A 15,558-nucleotide genomic window follows, 5' to 3' on the forward strand; every position below is an offset into this window, starting at 1 on the left:
GCGTCCGCGCGGCGAGGCCTTAGCGCGGGGCCGGGAGGTCGAGCGACAGGGCCACCGGGTGCTCGGCGAAGCCGAAGTCGCGGTAGAGCTGCTCGGCGTCCTTCGTGGCGTGCAGGTCGATGCGGGTGACGCCGTTCGCGGCGAACCAGGACAGCAGCTCGCGGGTGACGGCCCTTGCGTAGCCGCGGCCGCGTTGGTCCGGGTCGGTGCAGACATTGAAGACGAAGCCGAACCGGCCGTCCGGGTGGGCGGGGGCGGGCAGCCGCTCCTCGATGGTGCCCACCGCGCAGGCGGCGAGGGTGCCGTCGGGGCCGTCGATCACGTAGGCGCCGGTGCGCGGGTTCGCCTCCGCGAGCCGGCGCCGCAGCATGTCGCGCGCGTCCGCCTCCCAGGGCCCCGGCTCGTCCCGCCCCCGCATCGCGCGGAACATCTCGCGCCGCAGCCGCACCACTTCCGCGGCGTCCTCGGGCCGGGCGGCTCGTACCGCCGTCACGCCCCGAGCCCCTCGATCACCGCCGCACCCGGCAGCCCGGCAAGGGCCTTGCCCGGGACGATGAGCTTGCCGCGGCGCAGGCCGCTGCCGATGACCAGGTGCGGCGCGTCGGCGACGCGGGCGTCGACGAGCACCGGCCAGTCGCGCGGCAGCCCGATCGGGGTGATGCCGCCGTACTCCATCCCGGTCTCGCCGACCGCGCTGTCCATGGGCGCGAACGACGCCTTGCGGGCGCCGAGCTGCTTGCGCACCACGCCGTTGACGTCGACCCGGGTGGTGGACAGCACCACGCAGGCGGCGTAGGTGAGCTCGCCGCCGCGCTTGCCCACGGTGATCACGCAGTTGGCCGACTGCTCCAGCAGCTCCTCGCCGTACGTCTCGCAGAAGACGGCGGTGTCGGCGACCTCCGGGTCGCTGTCGACATAGAGCAGCTCCTCGGCCGGTACGGCACTCCGCCACGCCCGCACCGCCGCGGCGACGGGCTCGGCGAGGCGGTCGGCGACCTCGGGGGCTGGGTGGGCTTCGGCGAAGTTTCCGATCGGCGGGCGCATGGCTCTCAGCGTACGGCGGGGATCGACACCGCCAGGGTCATGTCCACAGGCTGGTCACCGTCGTTGCGGTACGTATGCGGGCGGCTGCCCTCGAAGCTCGCCGAGTGCCCGGCGGGCACGGCATGCGGCGCGTCGTCCACGACGAGGGTGAGCTCGCCCGCGGTCACGTGCAGCAGCTCGACCGTGCCGGACGGGTGCGGATCGGACGCGCTCGCGTCTCCCGGCGCCAGCCGCCACTGCCACAGCTCGAAGGGCCCGGGCGCCTGCGCGTCGATCAGCAGCCGGGAGGAGCTGCCCTTGTCCGTCGCCCACGTCTGCACCTGCTTGCCGGGCGCCAGCACCCGCACCTGCGGCCCGGTCTCGTAATCGAGCAGCGCCGTCAGGCTGACGCCCAGCGCGTCGGCGAGCTTGAAGGTGGTCGCCACGCTCGGGTTCGTCCGCGCCTGCTCGATCTGGATGATCATGCCGCGGCTGACGCCGGACCGCGCGGCGAGCGCCTCCAGGGTGAGCCCCGCCTCCGCGCGATAGCGATGGAGATTGCGCGCCAGCGACTGAGTGAGGTGATCGAGATCGGTCACAGCTACCCGTCCGTCGTCCGTCATCCGTCCAATATTCTGGATGCCGCAGTGCACTGCGATGCACTACGCTCTGATGTACGCCACCGTCCACCACACTGTACTCAAGGCAGGTCACCAGCATGTCAGCGGTTCTCGCCCTCGCCACCAGCCTCCTCTGGGGCTTCGCCGACTTCGGCGGCGGGATCCTGACGCGACGCCTCAAGGCGCTGACGGTCGTGGTCGTCTCGCAGACGATCGCGGTGCTGGTGCTCGGCGTCATCGTGCTGGCGACGGGCGCGTGGACCGAGGCGAGCGACCGGCTCTGGTGGGCGGTCGCGGCCGGGGCGGTCGGCCCGCTGGCCATGTTCTGCTTCTACCGGGCGCTCGCGCTCGGGCCGATGGGCGTGGTCTCGCCGCTGGGGACGGTCGGCGTGGTGGTGCCGTTCGGCGCCGGGCTGGTCATTCATGCGGAGCGGCCGGACCTGCTGCAGCTCAGCGGGATCGCCGTCGCCGTCACAGGCGTGGTGCTCGCGGCCGGTCCGCAGCTGCGCGGGGCGCCGGTGCAGCGGCAGACGATCTGGCTGACGCTGATCGCGGCGCTCGGCTTCGGCGCGACGATGGCATGCATCGCGGAGGCGTCGACCACGCTGAACGGCCTGTTCCTGGCCCTGTTCGTGCAGCGCGTGGTCAATGTCGCGGTCGGCGCCCCGGTGCTGTGGGCGGGCTCCCTCCGCGGCCGCCCGGCCTTCCCGGCGGGGGGTGCTCGATCGCTCGTACGGGACCTGCCCGCCCTCGCCTTCGTCGGCCTCGCGGACGTGGCGGCGAACGGCACGTACGCCCTGGCCACCCGCTCGGGCCCGGTCACGGTGGCGGCCGTGCTCGCCTCGCTCTACCCGGTGGTGACGGCGCTGGCGGCCCGCGGCCTGCTGCACGAGCGGCTGCGCGGGATCCAGGCGGCGGGGGCGGGCCTTGCGCTCGCGGGGACGGTGCTGCTGGCGTCGGGATAGGGGCCTCGTCAGCTCGACGAGTCCAGTGTCCCCATCTCCCCGCGGCCGTCCCACCCGGCCGGGTCCCACTCGCCGAGGGCAAGCAGCTCCTCCGGCGTGATCCCCTCCGGGATCGGCCGCGGCGTCGGCGTCCGCAGCGGCGGCTGCCAGCCGCCCTCCGGATCCCAGCGGCGCACGACCTTCGCCGGCGCCCCCGCGACCACCGCATGGTCGGGCACCTCGCCCCGTACGACAGACCCCGCCGCCACGACCACATTCCGCCCGAGCCGCGCCCCCGGCAGGATCAGCGCCCCGGCCCCGAGCCAGCTGCCCGCCCCGATCTCGACGGGCGCGGAGCGCGGCCACTGCTTGCCGACCGGCTCGTGCGGGTCGTCGTAGCTGTGGTTGGTCGTGGTGATGTAGACGTACGGCCCGCAGAAGACGTCGTCGCCGATCGTCACCCGCCGGTCCCCCACAACGTGACTGCCCCGCCCGAGCACCACGCCGTTCCCGATCCGCAGCACCACATCCGTACCGAGATCGAGATCGGGTATCAGCCCGGCGGTGAGGGTGACGTGCTGGCCGACGATGCAGTGGTCACCCAGCTCGATCCAGGGCTCGCCGAAGACCGTTCCCTGCGGGAAGGCGAGCTTGGTGCCGTACCCGATCCGGCGGAAGCGATACGGCCCAGGGCGCGACGCGCTCACCGCCCCCGCGCGCTGCACCCAGCGCCAGCCGCGGTGCACGGCGCGGGACAGCGCCCGGTTCAGGGGGCTGCTTCGGTCGCTCGGCACTCCGACACCGTACTGTGCGGTAGGGCGCGGCACGAGAACCCCCTCGATCGGTTCACCAGTTGAAGAGAGCGAGCACAGCCATGACGCATCGACCCTTGATCACCTCGGTCGGCGGCAAGCAGCCGAAGGTGGACCCGGAGGCGTACGCGGCCCCTACCTCCGTCGTGGTCGGCGAGGCGACGCTCGCTGCCGGGTCCAGCGTCTGGTACCACGCCGTGCTGCGCGCCGACTGCGGCCCGATCAGCCTGGGCGCGGACAGCAACGTCCAGGACAACTCCAGCGTCCACAGCGACCCCGGCTACCCGGTCACCATCGGCGACCGGGTCACCATCGGGCACAACGCGGTGGTGCACGGCTGCATCATCGAGGACGACGTGCTGATCGGGATGGGCGCCACGGTCCTCAACGGCGCGCGGATCGGCGCCGGTTCGCTGGTGGCGGCGCAGGCGCTGGTGCCGCAGGGCATGCAGGTCCCGCCGGGGTCGCTGGTCGCCGGGGTGCCCGCGAAGGTGCGGCGGCCGCTGACCGAGGAGGAGCTCGGTCACATCCGGATCAACGCGGAGGCGTACGTCGGGCTGGCCCGCATGCATGCACAGGACGTGGCGGCCGACTGATCAGCAGGCACCAGAGGCATGGGGCCGCAAGGTCCAGATGATCCGCATCTGCCCGGTGACGGCCCCGTCCGCCCGCGAAATGTCCACCTCGACCGGAAACTCCGGCCGGCTCCCCGCATCCAGCTCGGCAACGACCTCGGCGGCCGGCCGCCCGAGCCGCGCGGTGGCGGTGACCTCACCCATGGCGAGCTTGGCGTAGCCGATCTCGGCCCGTACGGCGAGCGGCACCGCCCGCTGCAACTGGTCGCCGAACGCCGCCAGGACGATGGCGCCGCTCGCCGTCTCGGCGAGCGTGAACATCGCGCCGGCGTGCGGCCCGCCGACGTGGTTGTGGTACGCGGGCTGGTCGGGCAGGCGGACGGTGGCGCGCTCGGCGCCCGTCTCCTCGAAGACCAGGCCGAGGGTGCGGGCCATGGGCACGGTGGCCGCCATCATTTCGCCGATATCCGGCAGAGTCTCGGGCATGCGCGGCACGTTACCAGCGAGTAGCAAGCGCGGCCCGTCTGCGGTCCCAGATATGGTGCTGCCCATGTGGCAAGGACAGCAGCCCGGGGGCGAGCAGCACCCGAACCAACAGCAACCCAATCCCTACCAGCAGCCCCCGCAGTACGGCCAGCAACAGCCGTACGGCCAGCAGCCCAACCCGTACCAGCAGCCCGCCGGCGGCTGGTCGGCCCCCACGCCCCCCGGCGGCATGCAGCCACCCCAGAAGCAGGGCCCGAAGACCTCGCAGATAGTGGCAATAGTCACAGTGGTGGCGGTGCTGGCCGCCGCAGTGGTCGTCGGCGTAGTCCTGATGAACAGGGACGATGGCGGCAAGGAGCCGACAGCGGGCGGCTCCAAGTCTCCGTCGCCGGACAAGAAGAAATCCGCGTCGCCGAGCGACACCGCGTCCGAGGACGACGCGCGCAGCGACGGCTCGAACGGCGGCCTGAAGGCCGTCGTCCCCGGCTGGAAGCCAGTGAGCAACCCCAAGCACTCGACGCTCCTCGACGTACCCCCGACCTGGAAGATCCAGGGCTCCGGCACCCTCCAGGGCTACGGCAAGGGCGGCTTCGGGGAGAAGTTCGAGGGGGTCACCCTGTCCGGCCCCGCCACCTACAAGGACAAGTGGTGCGAGTCCGGGGAGGACAGCTACGGCCGCGCACTCACCGGCACGAAGGGCGCCAACGGCGCCAAGAACACGAAGGTGGGCGCCGAGAACGAGTCGATCGCCTGGGCGGCCTTCCGTAACTTCGGCAGTGACGGACTCAAGTCGGCCAAGAAGGCCGTGCAAGCGGGCAACGTCAAGACGGACCCCGCCAAGGCGTTCACCAGCACCGCCGGCTTCAAGGGGCATTACGTCACATCGACGACGAAGAACACGCCCAAGGACAACAAGTGCGAAGGAAACGACACCAAGTCCGTGGCCTTCACCTTCAAGGTCAAATCCGGCGAATTCAAGACCTGGATCCTGGTGACGGACATCAACGTAAAGGACGAGGTCCCGGACGCGACCATCAAGAAGATTATGAAGTCGCTGCGGCCGCTCTCATGACCCGCAAGTGAGACCACCCCCGGCAGGATGCGCCTGCCGGGGGTGGTCTCATTTCGGCTTAGAGGTAGCCGGAGTAGATGAACCGGGCGTCCTTTTCTTCCATGTCGTTGCCCAGGTTTCCGGTTATCTCATACCAGACATTTCCCGCGCTGTTGATGCAGCGGTAGTAGCCGCGGACCCGCTCGCCGGCGGCTATGTGGCCGGTTACGGCTGAGGACCCGCTCGGGCCGACGTGCACCGGGGTGCGGCGGTCGGTCACCCCGTAGCGGCCCCACTCGTTGCAGGTGAACTGCCCCTTGGTGACCACGTCACCGTCCGCTGCCGCCGAAGCCGCAACGGCCGGCCCTCCGCTTGCAAGCACCGCGCCGGTGGCAAGTGCCACCGCAGCGCTGGCGATTAGACGCCGCACGCAAAACCCCTCTCCAGTTATGAATGGTCGGGGGTAATACAAAGCCACTCTTGATCATGGAGTCAAGCCAGTTGATCTCAGCCGACCGTGAAAGCTCCGCGCGGTGGTTCCGGAGACGGTACGGCGGCGGTGTCCGGGACCGGTTGGGCGTCCGGGCACAGGCGGGCGAGGGAGTCGCCGTGGACGACGCGGGCCGGGAAGGGGTCCGCTGCCACCCGGCGGGCGAACTCGCCGATCTCCGGCTCTTGGTGCGCCGCCACCAGCAGCGCGTTGCCGAAGCGCCTGCCGCGCAGGACGCCGGGCTCCGCGATGAGGCAGCGGCCCGCGAAGACGGGGGCGGCGTTCGCGAGTTGGGAGCCGAGGAAGCGGAAGGGGGCCGAGTCGGCGAGGTTGGCGATGTAGACGCCGTCGCGGCCCAGGGCGGTGGCAGCCGCGCGCGCGTACTCCGCCGACGCGATGCGCGCCGGGGAGCGCGAGCCGCCGTACACGTCCGCGATGATCAGGTCGTACGCTCCCCGCGGCACCTGCTCCAGGGCCGTACGGGCGTCCTCCGCCAGGAGCGTGATGCCGCTGCCGGCGGGCAGCGGCAGGTGGTCCGTCACCAGGCGGAGCAGCGGGCGGTCGTTGTCGATGACCAGTTGCCGGGAGCGGGGGCGGGTGGCCGCGACGAAGCGCGGGAGGGTGAGGGCGCCGGCGCCGAGGTGGAGGACGTCCAGCGGGCGACCGTCGTCGAAGGACGCGTCGATGACGTGGGCTACGCGGCGGGCGTACTCGAACTCCAGGTACGTGGGGTCGTCGAGGTCGACGTACGACTGCGGGGCTCCGTCCACCGTCAGCAGCCACGCGCGCGGCCGGTCCACGTCCGGCAGCAGCTTGGCCACGCCGCCGTCGACCGCGGCGGTGACCGGTATCGGCTCGTCTTCCATCTGCTGGTCCTCGGCGTCCACGGCCCCATTCTTACCGCTGCCGCAGCCGCGCGATGCGGCTGCGGCAGCAGTCGTGGCAGGGGCGTTACGGAAGCGGCGGCGGCCCTAGTGCACCTCCGTCACCGTGCCCGCCCCCACCGTCCGCCCGCCCTCGCGGATCGCGAAGGTCAGGCCCGGCTCCAGCGGGACCTCGCGGCCCAGCTCGACCGACAGGGCGATCGTGTCGCCGGGACGGGCGACGCCCGCCTCGCCGAGGTCGATGTCGCCGACCACGTCCGCGGTGCGGATGTAGAACTGCGGCCGGTAGCCGGTGGCGATCGCGGAGTGCCGGCCGCCCTCGGCCGCGGGCAGCAGGTACACCTGCGCCACGAAGGACCGCCGCGGCTGAACGCTGCCGGGCGCCGCCACGATGTGCCCGCGGCGCACCGCGTCCCGCGCGACGCCGCGCAGCAGCAGCGCGACGTTGTCGCCGGCCTCGGCGGAGTCCATCGGCTTGCCGAAGGTCTCCAGGCCGGTGACCACCGTCTCCACCTCCGCGCCGAGCACCTCGACCTTGTCGCCGACCCGCACCTGACCCCGCTCGACGGCACCCGTCACGACCGTGCCGCGGCCGGTGATGGTGAGCACGTTCTCCACCGGCAGCAGGAACGGCGCGTCCGTGTACCGCTCGGGCATCGGGACGTACGCGTCCACCGCGTCGAGCAGCGCCTCGATCGCCGCCGACCACTCCGGGTCGCCCTCCAGGGCCTTCAGCCCGGAGACCCGTACGACCGGAGCCCCGTCGCCGTCGAAGCCGTGCTTCGCCAGCAGCTCACGGACCTCGAGCTCGACCAGGTCGGTCAGCTCGGGGTCGCCGGCGTCGGCCTTGTTGAGGGCCACGACGATGTGCTCCACACCGACCTGCCGCGCGAGCAGCACGTGCTCGGTGGTTTGCGGCATGATGCCGTCCGTCGCGGAGACCACCAGGATCGCACCGTCCAGCTGGGCGGCGCCCGTGACCATGTTCTTCACGTAGTCCGCGTGGCCCGGCATGTCGACGTGCGCGTAGTGCCGGGTCGCCGTCTCGTACTCGACGTGCGCGATGTTGATGGTGATGCCGCGCGCCGCCTCCTCCGGGGCCCGGTCGATGCGGTCGAACGGGACGAAGGAGCCGGAGCCGCCGGCGCGCTCGCTGAGGACCTTGGTGATCGCGGCGGTGAGGGTCGTCTTGCCGTGGTCGACGTGGCCCATGGTGCCGATGTTGAGGTGCGGCTTGGTGCGCACGTATGCCTGCTTGGGCATGGTTTTCTTCCTCGCGGATCGCAGTGGATGCGCGGACCCCGTCCGGTCCCGCCGACCCTCCCCCTCGGGGGTCCGCGGATGTCTCTGTCCGGGAAGGGTCAGCCTCGGGCGCCGTCGGCTGCTGCTGCGAAGAAGTCCAGGGCAGCCTTCAGCGCGTCTGCTGCTGCAGACGTGGTCGCGAGGAAGGCGTGCCGGAACATGCCGATGATGATCGCGTACGGAGGGGCCCGGCGTCGAAGGGTTTTCCTACAGGTTCTTCAGCGCCTCACGTACGGACAGCGGCGACAGCTCGCTCCGGTGCGCGGCGACGAAGATGCGCACCGCCTCCGGCGCCGTCTTGCCGTACTCCCGCAGGCACCATCCGATCGCCTTGCGGATGAAGAAGTCCGGGTGGTCGGCGCGGCGCAGGCAGTAGCCGAAGAGGCGGTCGGTGTCGGTGGCCGACTTGAAGCGGAGCTGGTGGAGGAGGGCCGTGCGGGCCACCCACACATCGGGGTCCTCGATCCAGTGGTCCATCTCGGCCGCCAGCTTCGGGTCGGCGGCGACCAGGCCGCCGACGGTGTGGGCGGCGAGGGCGTCGACGGTGTCCCACCAGGAGTGGTGGGTGATCAGCTCGCGGGCGGTGGGCAGGAAGCCGGAGCCGATCCGCTTCACGTAGCGACGGAGGTAGTCCACGGCGAAGTAGTGGTATTCGCGCTCCGGCAGCTGCCAGCAGCGCAGCGCGATCTCGGCGCAGTCCTCCTCATCGGGGCGCGGCAGCCCTTCGAGCACCTGGCGGGAGAGCGCGCGGCGCTCCGGGGCGGGGATGCCGAGGAAGGGGACGACGCCCTTCATGTACGCGACGGTCTGCTCGGCCCGTACCGGATCGGCGGCCGCCGGATATGTGGCCGTGAGCCGGGTGAGGACGGTGTCTGCCAGCATGACCGCCACCGTATGCGAGCGCCGCAGGCCGGTGACGGGAGCGTGGCAGGGCGTCGACGGCTTCGTTACGGGGTCGTCCGGCTCACGGCGCTCCGCCCGTATCGTCGGTTAAGCTCCAGCGATGGACCGACCCGTCGCCGCTTCCGACGGCCTCCCCGCAGCCTGCCTCCGGGCCGTGACCCACCCGTGGTCCCGCCTGGGGCTGCTTGTCGCGCTGCTCGTGGCGGCCGCGGTCGCCGTGGCCGTCTTCCAGCCGCAGGAGCTGATCTCCAATGGCCGGCTGCTCGCCGTCACCGGCGCGCCGGCGGTGGCGTTCTTCGGTCTCGCGTACGGACTGTGCACGGCGGCTCTCGTGCCGCGGCCGCTGCTGAATCTCGCGTCCGGTGCGCTCTTCGGACTGCAGGGCGGTCTCGCCGCGGCGGTCGCGGGCACGGTGATCGGGGCCGGGATTTCCTTTGGGCTCGGGCGGGTGCTGGGGCAGGCGGCGCTGCGGGGTCCGGTGCAGCGGGCGCGGTGGCTCGCGGCGGCCGACCGGCATCTGAGCCGGCACGGCTTCCGGTCGATGCTGGCGCTGCGGGTGTTCCCCGGGGTGCCGTTCGCCGCGGCCAACTATTGCGCGGCCGTGTCCCGGATGGGGTGGACGCCGTTCCTGGCGGCCACGGCGGTCGGCTGCGTGCCGAACACGGCGGCGTATGTGGTCGCGGGGTCCAGCGCCTCCGACCCCCTCTCCCCCGGCTTCTTCGCCGCGCTCGCCTTCATCGTGATCAGCGCGGGGGCGGGGGCGGGCGTGGCCTGGCGGCGGCGCCGGCGCTCGGCCGCGGCCCGGGTGGCCGTGCCCGTGGCCGACCCTGCGGTCGGCGCCCTCACCCCGGGCCCATAGGATCTCTTCCGGCCCCCGGCGACGCTTCATTTCGTAAGGACTGTGCAGCCCCTCCTATGACCTGGTTCGAATCAGTCATCCTCGGTCTCGTCCAGGGGCTGACGGAATTCCTCCCGATCTCCTCCAGCGCCCACCTGCGCCTGACCGCCGCCTTCGCCGGCTGGCAGGACCCCGGCGCCGCCTTCACCGCGATCACTCAGATCGGCACCGAGATCGCGGTGATCATCTACTTCCGCAAGGACATCGTCCGGATCGTCTCGGCCTGGTGCCGCTCGCTGGTCAACAAGTCCATGCGCGGCGACCACGACGCCAAGATGGGCTGGCTGGTGATCATCGGCTCGATCCCGATCGGGGTACTCGGCCTCGCCTTCAAGGACTCGATCGAGGGACCCTTCCGCGATCTGCGGCTGACCGCGACGACGCTGATCGTCATGGGCCTGCTGCTCGGCTTCGCCGACTGGCGCGCCTCCCGCGACGACGGCACCGGCGGCCGCCACCGCGCCCAGACCCAGCGCAAGACGCTGCAGGACCTCAACACCCGCGACGGCCTCCTCTTCGGTGCCGCCCAGGCGATGGCCCTGGTCCCGGGCGTCTCGCGCTCCGGCGCCACGATCACCGGCGGCCTCTTCCTCGGCTACAACCGCGAGGCGGCGGCCCGCTACTCCTTCCTGCTGGCGATCCCGGCGGTGCTGGCGTCCGGCCTCTTCGAGCTGAAGGACGTGGCGGAGCAGCCCAATGTGCAGTGGGGCACGATCATCCTCGCGACGGTGATCGCGTTCTTCGTGGGGTACGCGGTGATCGCGTGGCTGATGCGATTCATCACGACCCACAGCTTCCTGCCGTTCGTGATCTACCGCGTACTCCTCGGCCTCCTCATCTTCGCCCTCATCTGGTTCGGCGCCCTGGAGCCGCACGCGGGCGAGGCCGTGCACTAGCGGCCCTGCACCAGCGGCCTTACGTGGTCACCCGCACGTAGTCGACGACAAGCTGCTGCGGGAACTGCGTGCTGCCGTCCGGGTCGCCCGGCCAGTAGCCGCCCACGGCCAGGTTCAGGATGACGAAGAACGGCTTGTCGAAGACCCACTTCTTGCCGCCGAGGTCGGCCGAGGTGCGGCGCTGGTAGACGGTGCCGTCGACGGACCAGGTGATCGAGTCGGGCGACCAGTCGACGGCGAAGGTGTGGAAGTCGTCGGCGAAGGCCTGGCCGCCGGGGAGTGAGTAGCCGGCGCCGATGCCGCCCGAGCCGGAGTAGTCGGGGCCGTGGATGGTGCCGTGTACGGTGCCGGGCTCGAAGCCGACGTTCTCCATGACGTCGATCTCGCCGCAGGCGGGCCAGCCGGCCTGGCCGATGTCGTCACCGAGCATCCAGAACGCGGGCCACATGCCCTGGCCGCGGGGGATCTTCATGCGGGCTTCGACGTGTCCGTACGTCGTGGTGAACTTTCCCGATGTGTTCAGCCGGGCCGAGGTGTATTCGCAGCGGCCGTACCAGCACTGATAGTCGCCGGGGTTCTCGCGCTTGGCCGTGATGACCAGGTTGCCGTTGCCGTCGAGGGCGGCGTTGGCGTTGCCCGGCGTGTAGTACTGCCGCTCGTGGTTGTTGACGTTGTCGCCGGTCTCGATCTGCCATTTGCCGCCGTCTACGGCCGAGCCGGCCGGGCCGTCGAAGTTGTCTTCGAAGGTTGCGGCATTGGGTATGGTCGGCGCCGCGCCCGCGGCGGCCGGGAGCCAGGCCAGCGCGGCGCTCAGCGCCGTGGCGGCCAGCAGCTTTCGCCGGAAGAACATGAGCTCACCTCGATCTGCGCGTGGGGGGTCGGGAGTTGAGCTTGGTCCGTACCTTTTGATGCGAGGGTGAGTGAACTCTGTTGACGATGTGCAGTCAATAGCCCGGACGCGGCTTCCCTGCCTTCGAGGCTTGAAGCGGCCAACTCACCCCTGAGTGACGGCCGGTGTCACCGGCCTGGACCGGTGATGGAACCATGTCGGCCTGAGCGCTCTCTCAATGGCGGGACCACCAACTTCATCGAAGTGAGGAGCACGGGGTGTGGCACGGGGTGCAGGCCGACGAGGCCGGGCGGCTGATAGCCGGCCGCTACCGGTTGCATGAGCAGATCGGCCGCGGCGGCATGGGCACCGTCTGGCGGGCCGAGGACGAACTGCTCGGCCGGCACGTCGCGTTCAAGAAGCTGCATCTGTCCCCGCACCTGGGCGACGACGAGCGCGCCACGCTCTTCGAGCGCACCCGGCGCGAGGCGCGCAGCGCGGCACGTATCACGCACCCGAATGTGGTCGTGGTGCATGACGTCGTGGACGACGACGGCCTGCCCTGCATCGTCATGGAGTACGTGCCGTCCCGGACCCTCGGCGACGTACTCAAGGAGGAGGGCCCGCTGAGCGCGGGCGAGGCGGCCAGGATCGGCCGCGGCATGATCGCCGCGCTGCGCGCCGCACACGCTGCCGGAGTCCTGCACCGTGACGTGAAGCCCGGCAATGTGCTCCTTGGCGACGACGGAAGGGTGGTGCTTACCGACTTCGGCATCGCCGTCTCGTCCAACACCTCCACGCTCACCCGCACCGGCGAGTTGGTGGGATCGGTCGACTTCTGCGCTCCTGAGCGGGTCAAGGGCCGTACGCCGGGCGCGGCTTCGGATCTGTGGGCGCTGGGCGCCACCCTGTACCAGGCGGTGGAGGGGCGGCCGCCGTTCCGCCGGGCCACGGCGATCGAGACGGCGTACGCGATCGCTGCCGAGCCGCAGGATCCGCCGCGCGGGGCCGGGGTGCTGGCTCCGCTGATAGACCAGCTGCTGGCGAAGGAGCCGGCGGACCGGCCGTCGGCGGAGGCGGTGGAGCAGTGGCTGCGGGAGCCGGAGGCCGGGGCGGAGACGGCGCATCTCGACTTCGGGGGCCGGACGCCCGTACCCGAAGCCGGGCCCGCCACCGGTCGTACGGGCACGGCGGCAACGACGCCGCTCCCGGCGCCGGATGAGGCGAGCAGCCCCCGATCCGGCCCCGCGCGGCGCCCGCGGCGGACCGCCTTCGTCGCCGCCGTCGCCATCGTCCTGATAGCGGCGACGACCGGCGCCTTCCTGGCCCTGCGCGGATCGGATGACGGCCAGCAGGCAGGGCCGAAACCGCCGCAGACGTCTAACTCATCGAAAGACAAGTCCTCCCCCGCACCCAAGCCGTCTCCCGTCCCCAAGGGCTACCGGCTGGTCAAGGAGAAGGCCTTCGGCGTCGCCCTCCCCGTCCCCGCTAACTGGACCCGCCAGCAGCTGGACGGCGACCTCGGGGCCGCGTACATCGATCCGACCGGGATGGTCAGCCTGCGCGTATCCGCTCTCGACATGGGCACCGCCGACCACCTCCAGCACTGGAAGGACAACGAGACCAAGGCCGTCGAGGAGGGCAAGCTCCCCGGCTACCGGCAGCTGCGGATGCAGAAGACGGCGTACCGGGGGCGGCCCGCGGCCATCTGGGAGTTCACCTGGCAGGGCAAGGCGCGCGAGTGGCGCGCCAGCGACCTCGGCTTCGGCCGGCCCGGCGAACGGGAGTACGCGCTCTACCTCTCGGCCCCCAGCGCGGACTGGGCCCGCTACAAGCCGGTCTTCGACCACGCCCGCAACGGCTTCCGCTTCCCCGCCCAGCAGCGCTAGCCGGCGAGATCGATAGGGTGAGCCCCATGCTCGTAGCATTCAGCGTCAGCCCGTCCGGTGAAGACCCCGACGGCGGCGTCAGTGAGGCCGTGGCCCGGGCGGTGCAGGTCGTACGGGATTCCGGGCTGCCGAACTCCACCAACGCGATGTTCACCAACGTCGAGGGCGAGTGGGATGAGGTGATGGACGTCGTCAAGCGCGCGGTCGAAGCGGCCGGGGAGGGCGCGGCGCGGGTGTCGCTGGTGCTGAAGGCGGACATCCGGCCCGGCTATACGGGACAGCTCGAGGCGAAGGTGCAGCGGGTGGAGGACCAGCTGCGCTGACCGGCGCGCAATACGGCTACTCAAGCCCGAAGACCAGGAGGGCGGAGCCCCGCCCCGGGTTGGGATACGGGCTGAACGGATAGCCGGCCTGGACGTACACCTGCCCGCCGGCGACCACCGCCCCACCCCGCCCGGCGAGGGCGCCGCCGCGCGCGGGCAGCCCGTTCACGGTGCGGAGGGGCCGCATCGTGTCGTACGTCCACAGCGGCTTGCCGCTGTCGGCGGCATAGGCGCGCATCTTCCCGTCGATCGCACCTTCCCAGACCAGCCCGGGTGTCGTGGTGACGGCGGGCGTGAAGCCGGGGACGCAGATCTTCGGGTACGCGGCCGCGCCGCCCGTCTTGCAGCCGTCGGCCGGTGCCGGGCGCTTCCAGTGCACATGACCGGTGGCCGGGTCGAGCGCGAAGAGGGTGCCGGGACCTGCCATGTACGTGGCGGCGTACAGCCGCTTGCCGTCATAGCTGCTCCCCCATTGGATGCCCGCGAGCGGAAAGCCCTTGGGCGGCTCGGACAGCTGCCGCTGCCACACGATCTTTCCGCTCTTCGCGTCGAGCACGTGGAAGACGCCGGACTTCTGGCCGATGGCCATCAGCTTGCGACCGCCCGCGCTGAACAGGTTGGGCGCGGCGCCGAGGTCGAAGTCGAGGGCGGTGCCCGACTTCGCGTTGGGGCAGTAGGCCCGGTCCGCCGCGGTCGTCGCGCTGCATTCGGAGCGCCAGGTGTCGACGTCGGTCATCCGGCGGGTCCAGCGCGGCTTGCCGGTGTCGATGTCGAGAGCGAGCACGGAGTCGTACTCGCCCGCGCTGCCCGTGTAGTTCTGCCCGGTGCCGACGTAGAGGGTGCGGGTGCCGCCGTCGATGGCCGGGGTCCCCCACACCCCGGCGCCGGAGGGCGCGAACTTGTCCTTCCCGTTCGGCCAGCTGCCGTCCCGCCGCGGCTCGGGGGTCGTGTAGTGCCGCCAGACCAGCTTCCCGGTGGCCGCGTCGAGCGCGTCGACGTGCCCGCGGAAGCGGCAGCAGGGGTGCTTCTTGCCGAGCGTGTTCTCACCGCTGGACACCCCGACGTAGACCCGCCCGCCGTACGCGACCGGCGTGCTGGTCAGCGTTGCCGTACGGGAGGTGTCCAGCCGCCGCTGCCACAGCCGCTTCCCGGTCTTCTGGTCCAGCGCGAACAGCCGCGCCTGCCCGCCCCCGAAGTACACCCGCCCCGTGGCCACGGCGATGCCGCTGCTGACCACGACGGGGTTGAAGCGGGCCCCGTAGTGATCAACGACGCTGTCCGGCATCCCCTTCTCCACCGACCGCAGCGCGAACTCCCAGCGCGCGGCGCCGGTCTTCGCGTCCCGGGCGTGCACCTTGCCCTCGGGTGAGCCGAAGTAGACCGTGTCGCCGACGACGGCCGGCTGGCTGAGCGGCGGCCCGGCGTCCTTGTCGTACCCGAAGGCCCACTGCAGCTTGAGCTTGCCGACGGTGTCCTGGGTGAGCCGCTCCTCCCCCGGGTTGTGGCGACTGCCGGAGAGGTCGTGGTGCCAGCTCGGCCAGTCCTGCTCCTCTTGGGAGGCGGCCGTCGAGCAAGCCGCGGCGATGAGGGCCGTGAGCCCGGCCAGTACGACAGATGTCGCTCGTGCACCCAT

18 protein-coding genes are annotated in these 15,558 nt (G+C 71.4%); 7 read left to right on the plus strand and 11 right to left on the minus strand.

Going from position 1 to position 15,558, the window contains the following annotated elements; genetic code table 11:
* Window positions 1–19: 19 nt before the first annotated feature.
* From ACNNMR_RS03450 to ACNNMR_RS03460, 3 genes are read right to left on the minus strand one after another with little or no spacing between them, the layout of a single operon-like run.
* Window positions 20–493 carry a GNAT family N-acetyltransferase gene (locus ACNNMR_RS03450; protein ID WP_419993000.1) on the minus strand — a complete coding sequence of 158 codons (474 nt, stop codon included), beginning with the start codon at window positions 491–493 and terminating at the stop codon, window positions 20–22.
* Window positions 490–1,044: a YbaK/EbsC family protein gene (locus ACNNMR_RS03455; protein ID WP_419993001.1), complete on the minus strand. Its 555-nt coding sequence runs from the start codon at window positions 1,042–1,044 to the stop codon at window positions 490–492. The genes ACNNMR_RS03450 and ACNNMR_RS03455 overlap by 4 nt, the downstream gene beginning before the upstream one ends.
* 5 nt (window positions 1,045–1,049) lie before the next feature.
* Window positions 1,050–1,622, minus strand: a complete 573-nt coding sequence (locus ACNNMR_RS03460) for a helix-turn-helix domain-containing protein (RefSeq protein ID WP_419993002.1) — start codon at window positions 1,620–1,622, stop codon at window positions 1,050–1,052.
* 119 nt (window positions 1,623–1,741) lie between these two features.
* Here ACNNMR_RS03460 and ACNNMR_RS03465 point away from each other — a divergent pair, with 119 nt between their 5' ends.
* The gene (locus tag ACNNMR_RS03465; protein ID WP_419993003.1) at window positions 1,742–2,608 is read left to right on the plus strand and encodes an EamA family transporter; all 867 of its coding nucleotides are present in this window, start codon (window positions 1,742–1,744) and stop codon (window positions 2,606–2,608) included.
* Window positions 2,609–2,616: 8 nt separating this feature from the next.
* Here ACNNMR_RS03465 and ACNNMR_RS03470 read toward each other — a convergent pair whose 3' ends face one another.
* Window positions 2,617–3,381 (minus strand): acyltransferase, encoded by a 765-nt coding sequence (locus tag ACNNMR_RS03470; RefSeq protein WP_419993004.1) that lies wholly within the window; start codon window positions 3,379–3,381, stop codon window positions 2,617–2,619.
* Window positions 3,382–3,461: 80 nt separating this feature from the next.
* Between ACNNMR_RS03470 and ACNNMR_RS03475 the strand changes: the two genes are divergently transcribed.
* Entirely contained in the window at window positions 3,462–3,995 is a 534-nt protein-coding gene (locus ACNNMR_RS03475; RefSeq protein WP_419993005.1) for a gamma carbonic anhydrase family protein, read from the plus strand.
* Here the strand turns inward: ACNNMR_RS03475 and ACNNMR_RS03480 are convergent, their stop codons facing one another.
* Window positions 3,996–4,460 carry a DUF4442 domain-containing protein gene (locus ACNNMR_RS03480; RefSeq protein ID WP_419993006.1) on the minus strand — a complete coding sequence of 155 codons (465 nt, stop codon included), beginning with the start codon at window positions 4,458–4,460 and terminating at the stop codon, window positions 3,996–3,998. It abuts the gene before it with no gap.
* A 64-nt stretch (window positions 4,461–4,524) separates the two neighbouring features.
* Here ACNNMR_RS03480 and ACNNMR_RS03485 point away from each other — a divergent pair, with 64 nt between their 5' ends.
* Window positions 4,525–5,532 (plus strand): hypothetical protein, encoded by a 1,008-nt coding sequence (locus ACNNMR_RS03485; RefSeq protein WP_419993007.1) that lies wholly within the window; start codon window positions 4,525–4,527, stop codon window positions 5,530–5,532.
* A 58-nt stretch (window positions 5,533–5,590) separates the two neighbouring features.
* On the opposite strand, the gene ACNNMR_RS03490 is transcribed toward ACNNMR_RS03485, so the two are convergent.
* The 4 genes from ACNNMR_RS03490 to ACNNMR_RS03505 all read right to left on the minus strand — a co-directional run bounded on the left by ACNNMR_RS03490 (window position 5,591) and on the right by ACNNMR_RS03505 (window position 9,069).
* The gene (locus ACNNMR_RS03490) at window positions 5,591–5,839 is read right to left on the minus strand and encodes a hypothetical protein (protein WP_419993008.1); all 249 of its coding nucleotides are present in this window, start codon (window positions 5,837–5,839) and stop codon (window positions 5,591–5,593) included.
* Window positions 5,840–6,018: 179 nt separating this feature from the next.
* The gene (locus ACNNMR_RS03495; RefSeq protein ID WP_420000249.1) at window positions 6,019–6,867 is read right to left on the minus strand and encodes a spermidine synthase; all 849 of its coding nucleotides are present in this window, start codon (window positions 6,865–6,867) and stop codon (window positions 6,019–6,021) included.
* 105 nt (window positions 6,868–6,972) lie between these two features.
* Complete coding sequence (gene tuf, locus ACNNMR_RS03500) at window positions 6,973–8,148, minus strand: elongation factor Tu (RefSeq protein WP_419993009.1); 1,176 nt, start codon at window positions 8,146–8,148, stop codon at window positions 6,973–6,975.
* Between the two features lie 246 nt (window positions 8,149–8,394).
* Entirely contained in the window at window positions 8,395–9,069 is a 675-nt protein-coding gene (locus ACNNMR_RS03505) for a DNA alkylation repair protein (RefSeq protein ID WP_419993010.1), read from the minus strand.
* Between the two features lie 121 nt (window positions 9,070–9,190).
* Between ACNNMR_RS03505 and ACNNMR_RS03510 the strand changes: the two genes are divergently transcribed.
* Together ACNNMR_RS03510 and ACNNMR_RS03515 are read left to right on the plus strand one after the other, a co-directional pair.
* Window positions 9,191–9,949, plus strand: a complete 759-nt coding sequence (locus ACNNMR_RS03510) for a TVP38/TMEM64 family protein (RefSeq protein WP_419993011.1) — start codon at window positions 9,191–9,193, stop codon at window positions 9,947–9,949.
* A 56-nt stretch (window positions 9,950–10,005) separates the two neighbouring features.
* On the plus strand, window positions 10,006–10,884 hold the full coding sequence (locus ACNNMR_RS03515; protein ID WP_419993012.1) for an undecaprenyl-diphosphate phosphatase: 879 nt from the start codon (window positions 10,006–10,008) through the stop codon (window positions 10,882–10,884).
* Window positions 10,885–10,903: 19 nt separating this feature from the next.
* Here ACNNMR_RS03515 and ACNNMR_RS03520 read toward each other — a convergent pair whose 3' ends face one another.
* Window positions 10,904–11,734, minus strand: a complete 831-nt coding sequence (locus tag ACNNMR_RS03520) for a glycoside hydrolase family 16 protein (protein ID WP_419993013.1) — start codon at window positions 11,732–11,734, stop codon at window positions 10,904–10,906.
* A gap of 257 nt (window positions 11,735–11,991) precedes the next feature.
* On the opposite strand from ACNNMR_RS03520, the gene ACNNMR_RS03525 reads away from it, so the two are divergent.
* Both ACNNMR_RS03525 and ACNNMR_RS03530 read left to right on the plus strand, forming a co-directional pair.
* Window positions 11,992–13,602: a serine/threonine-protein kinase gene (locus ACNNMR_RS03525; protein ID WP_419993014.1), complete on the plus strand. Its 1,611-nt coding sequence runs from the start codon at window positions 11,992–11,994 to the stop codon at window positions 13,600–13,602.
* A 26-nt stretch (window positions 13,603–13,628) separates the two neighbouring features.
* Window positions 13,629–13,925, plus strand: a complete 297-nt coding sequence (locus ACNNMR_RS03530; RefSeq protein WP_419993015.1) for a thiamine-binding protein — start codon at window positions 13,629–13,631, stop codon at window positions 13,923–13,925.
* Between the two features lie 16 nt (window positions 13,926–13,941).
* Here the strand turns inward: ACNNMR_RS03530 and ACNNMR_RS03535 are convergent, their stop codons facing one another.
* Entirely contained in the window at window positions 13,942–15,558 is a 1,617-nt protein-coding gene (locus tag ACNNMR_RS03535) for a PQQ-binding-like beta-propeller repeat protein (RefSeq protein ID WP_419993016.1), read from the minus strand.

The organism is Streptomyces boninensis, assembly GCF_048572725.1.
Lineage (GTDB): Bacteria > Actinomycetota > Actinomycetes > Streptomycetales > Streptomycetaceae > Streptomyces > Streptomyces boninensis.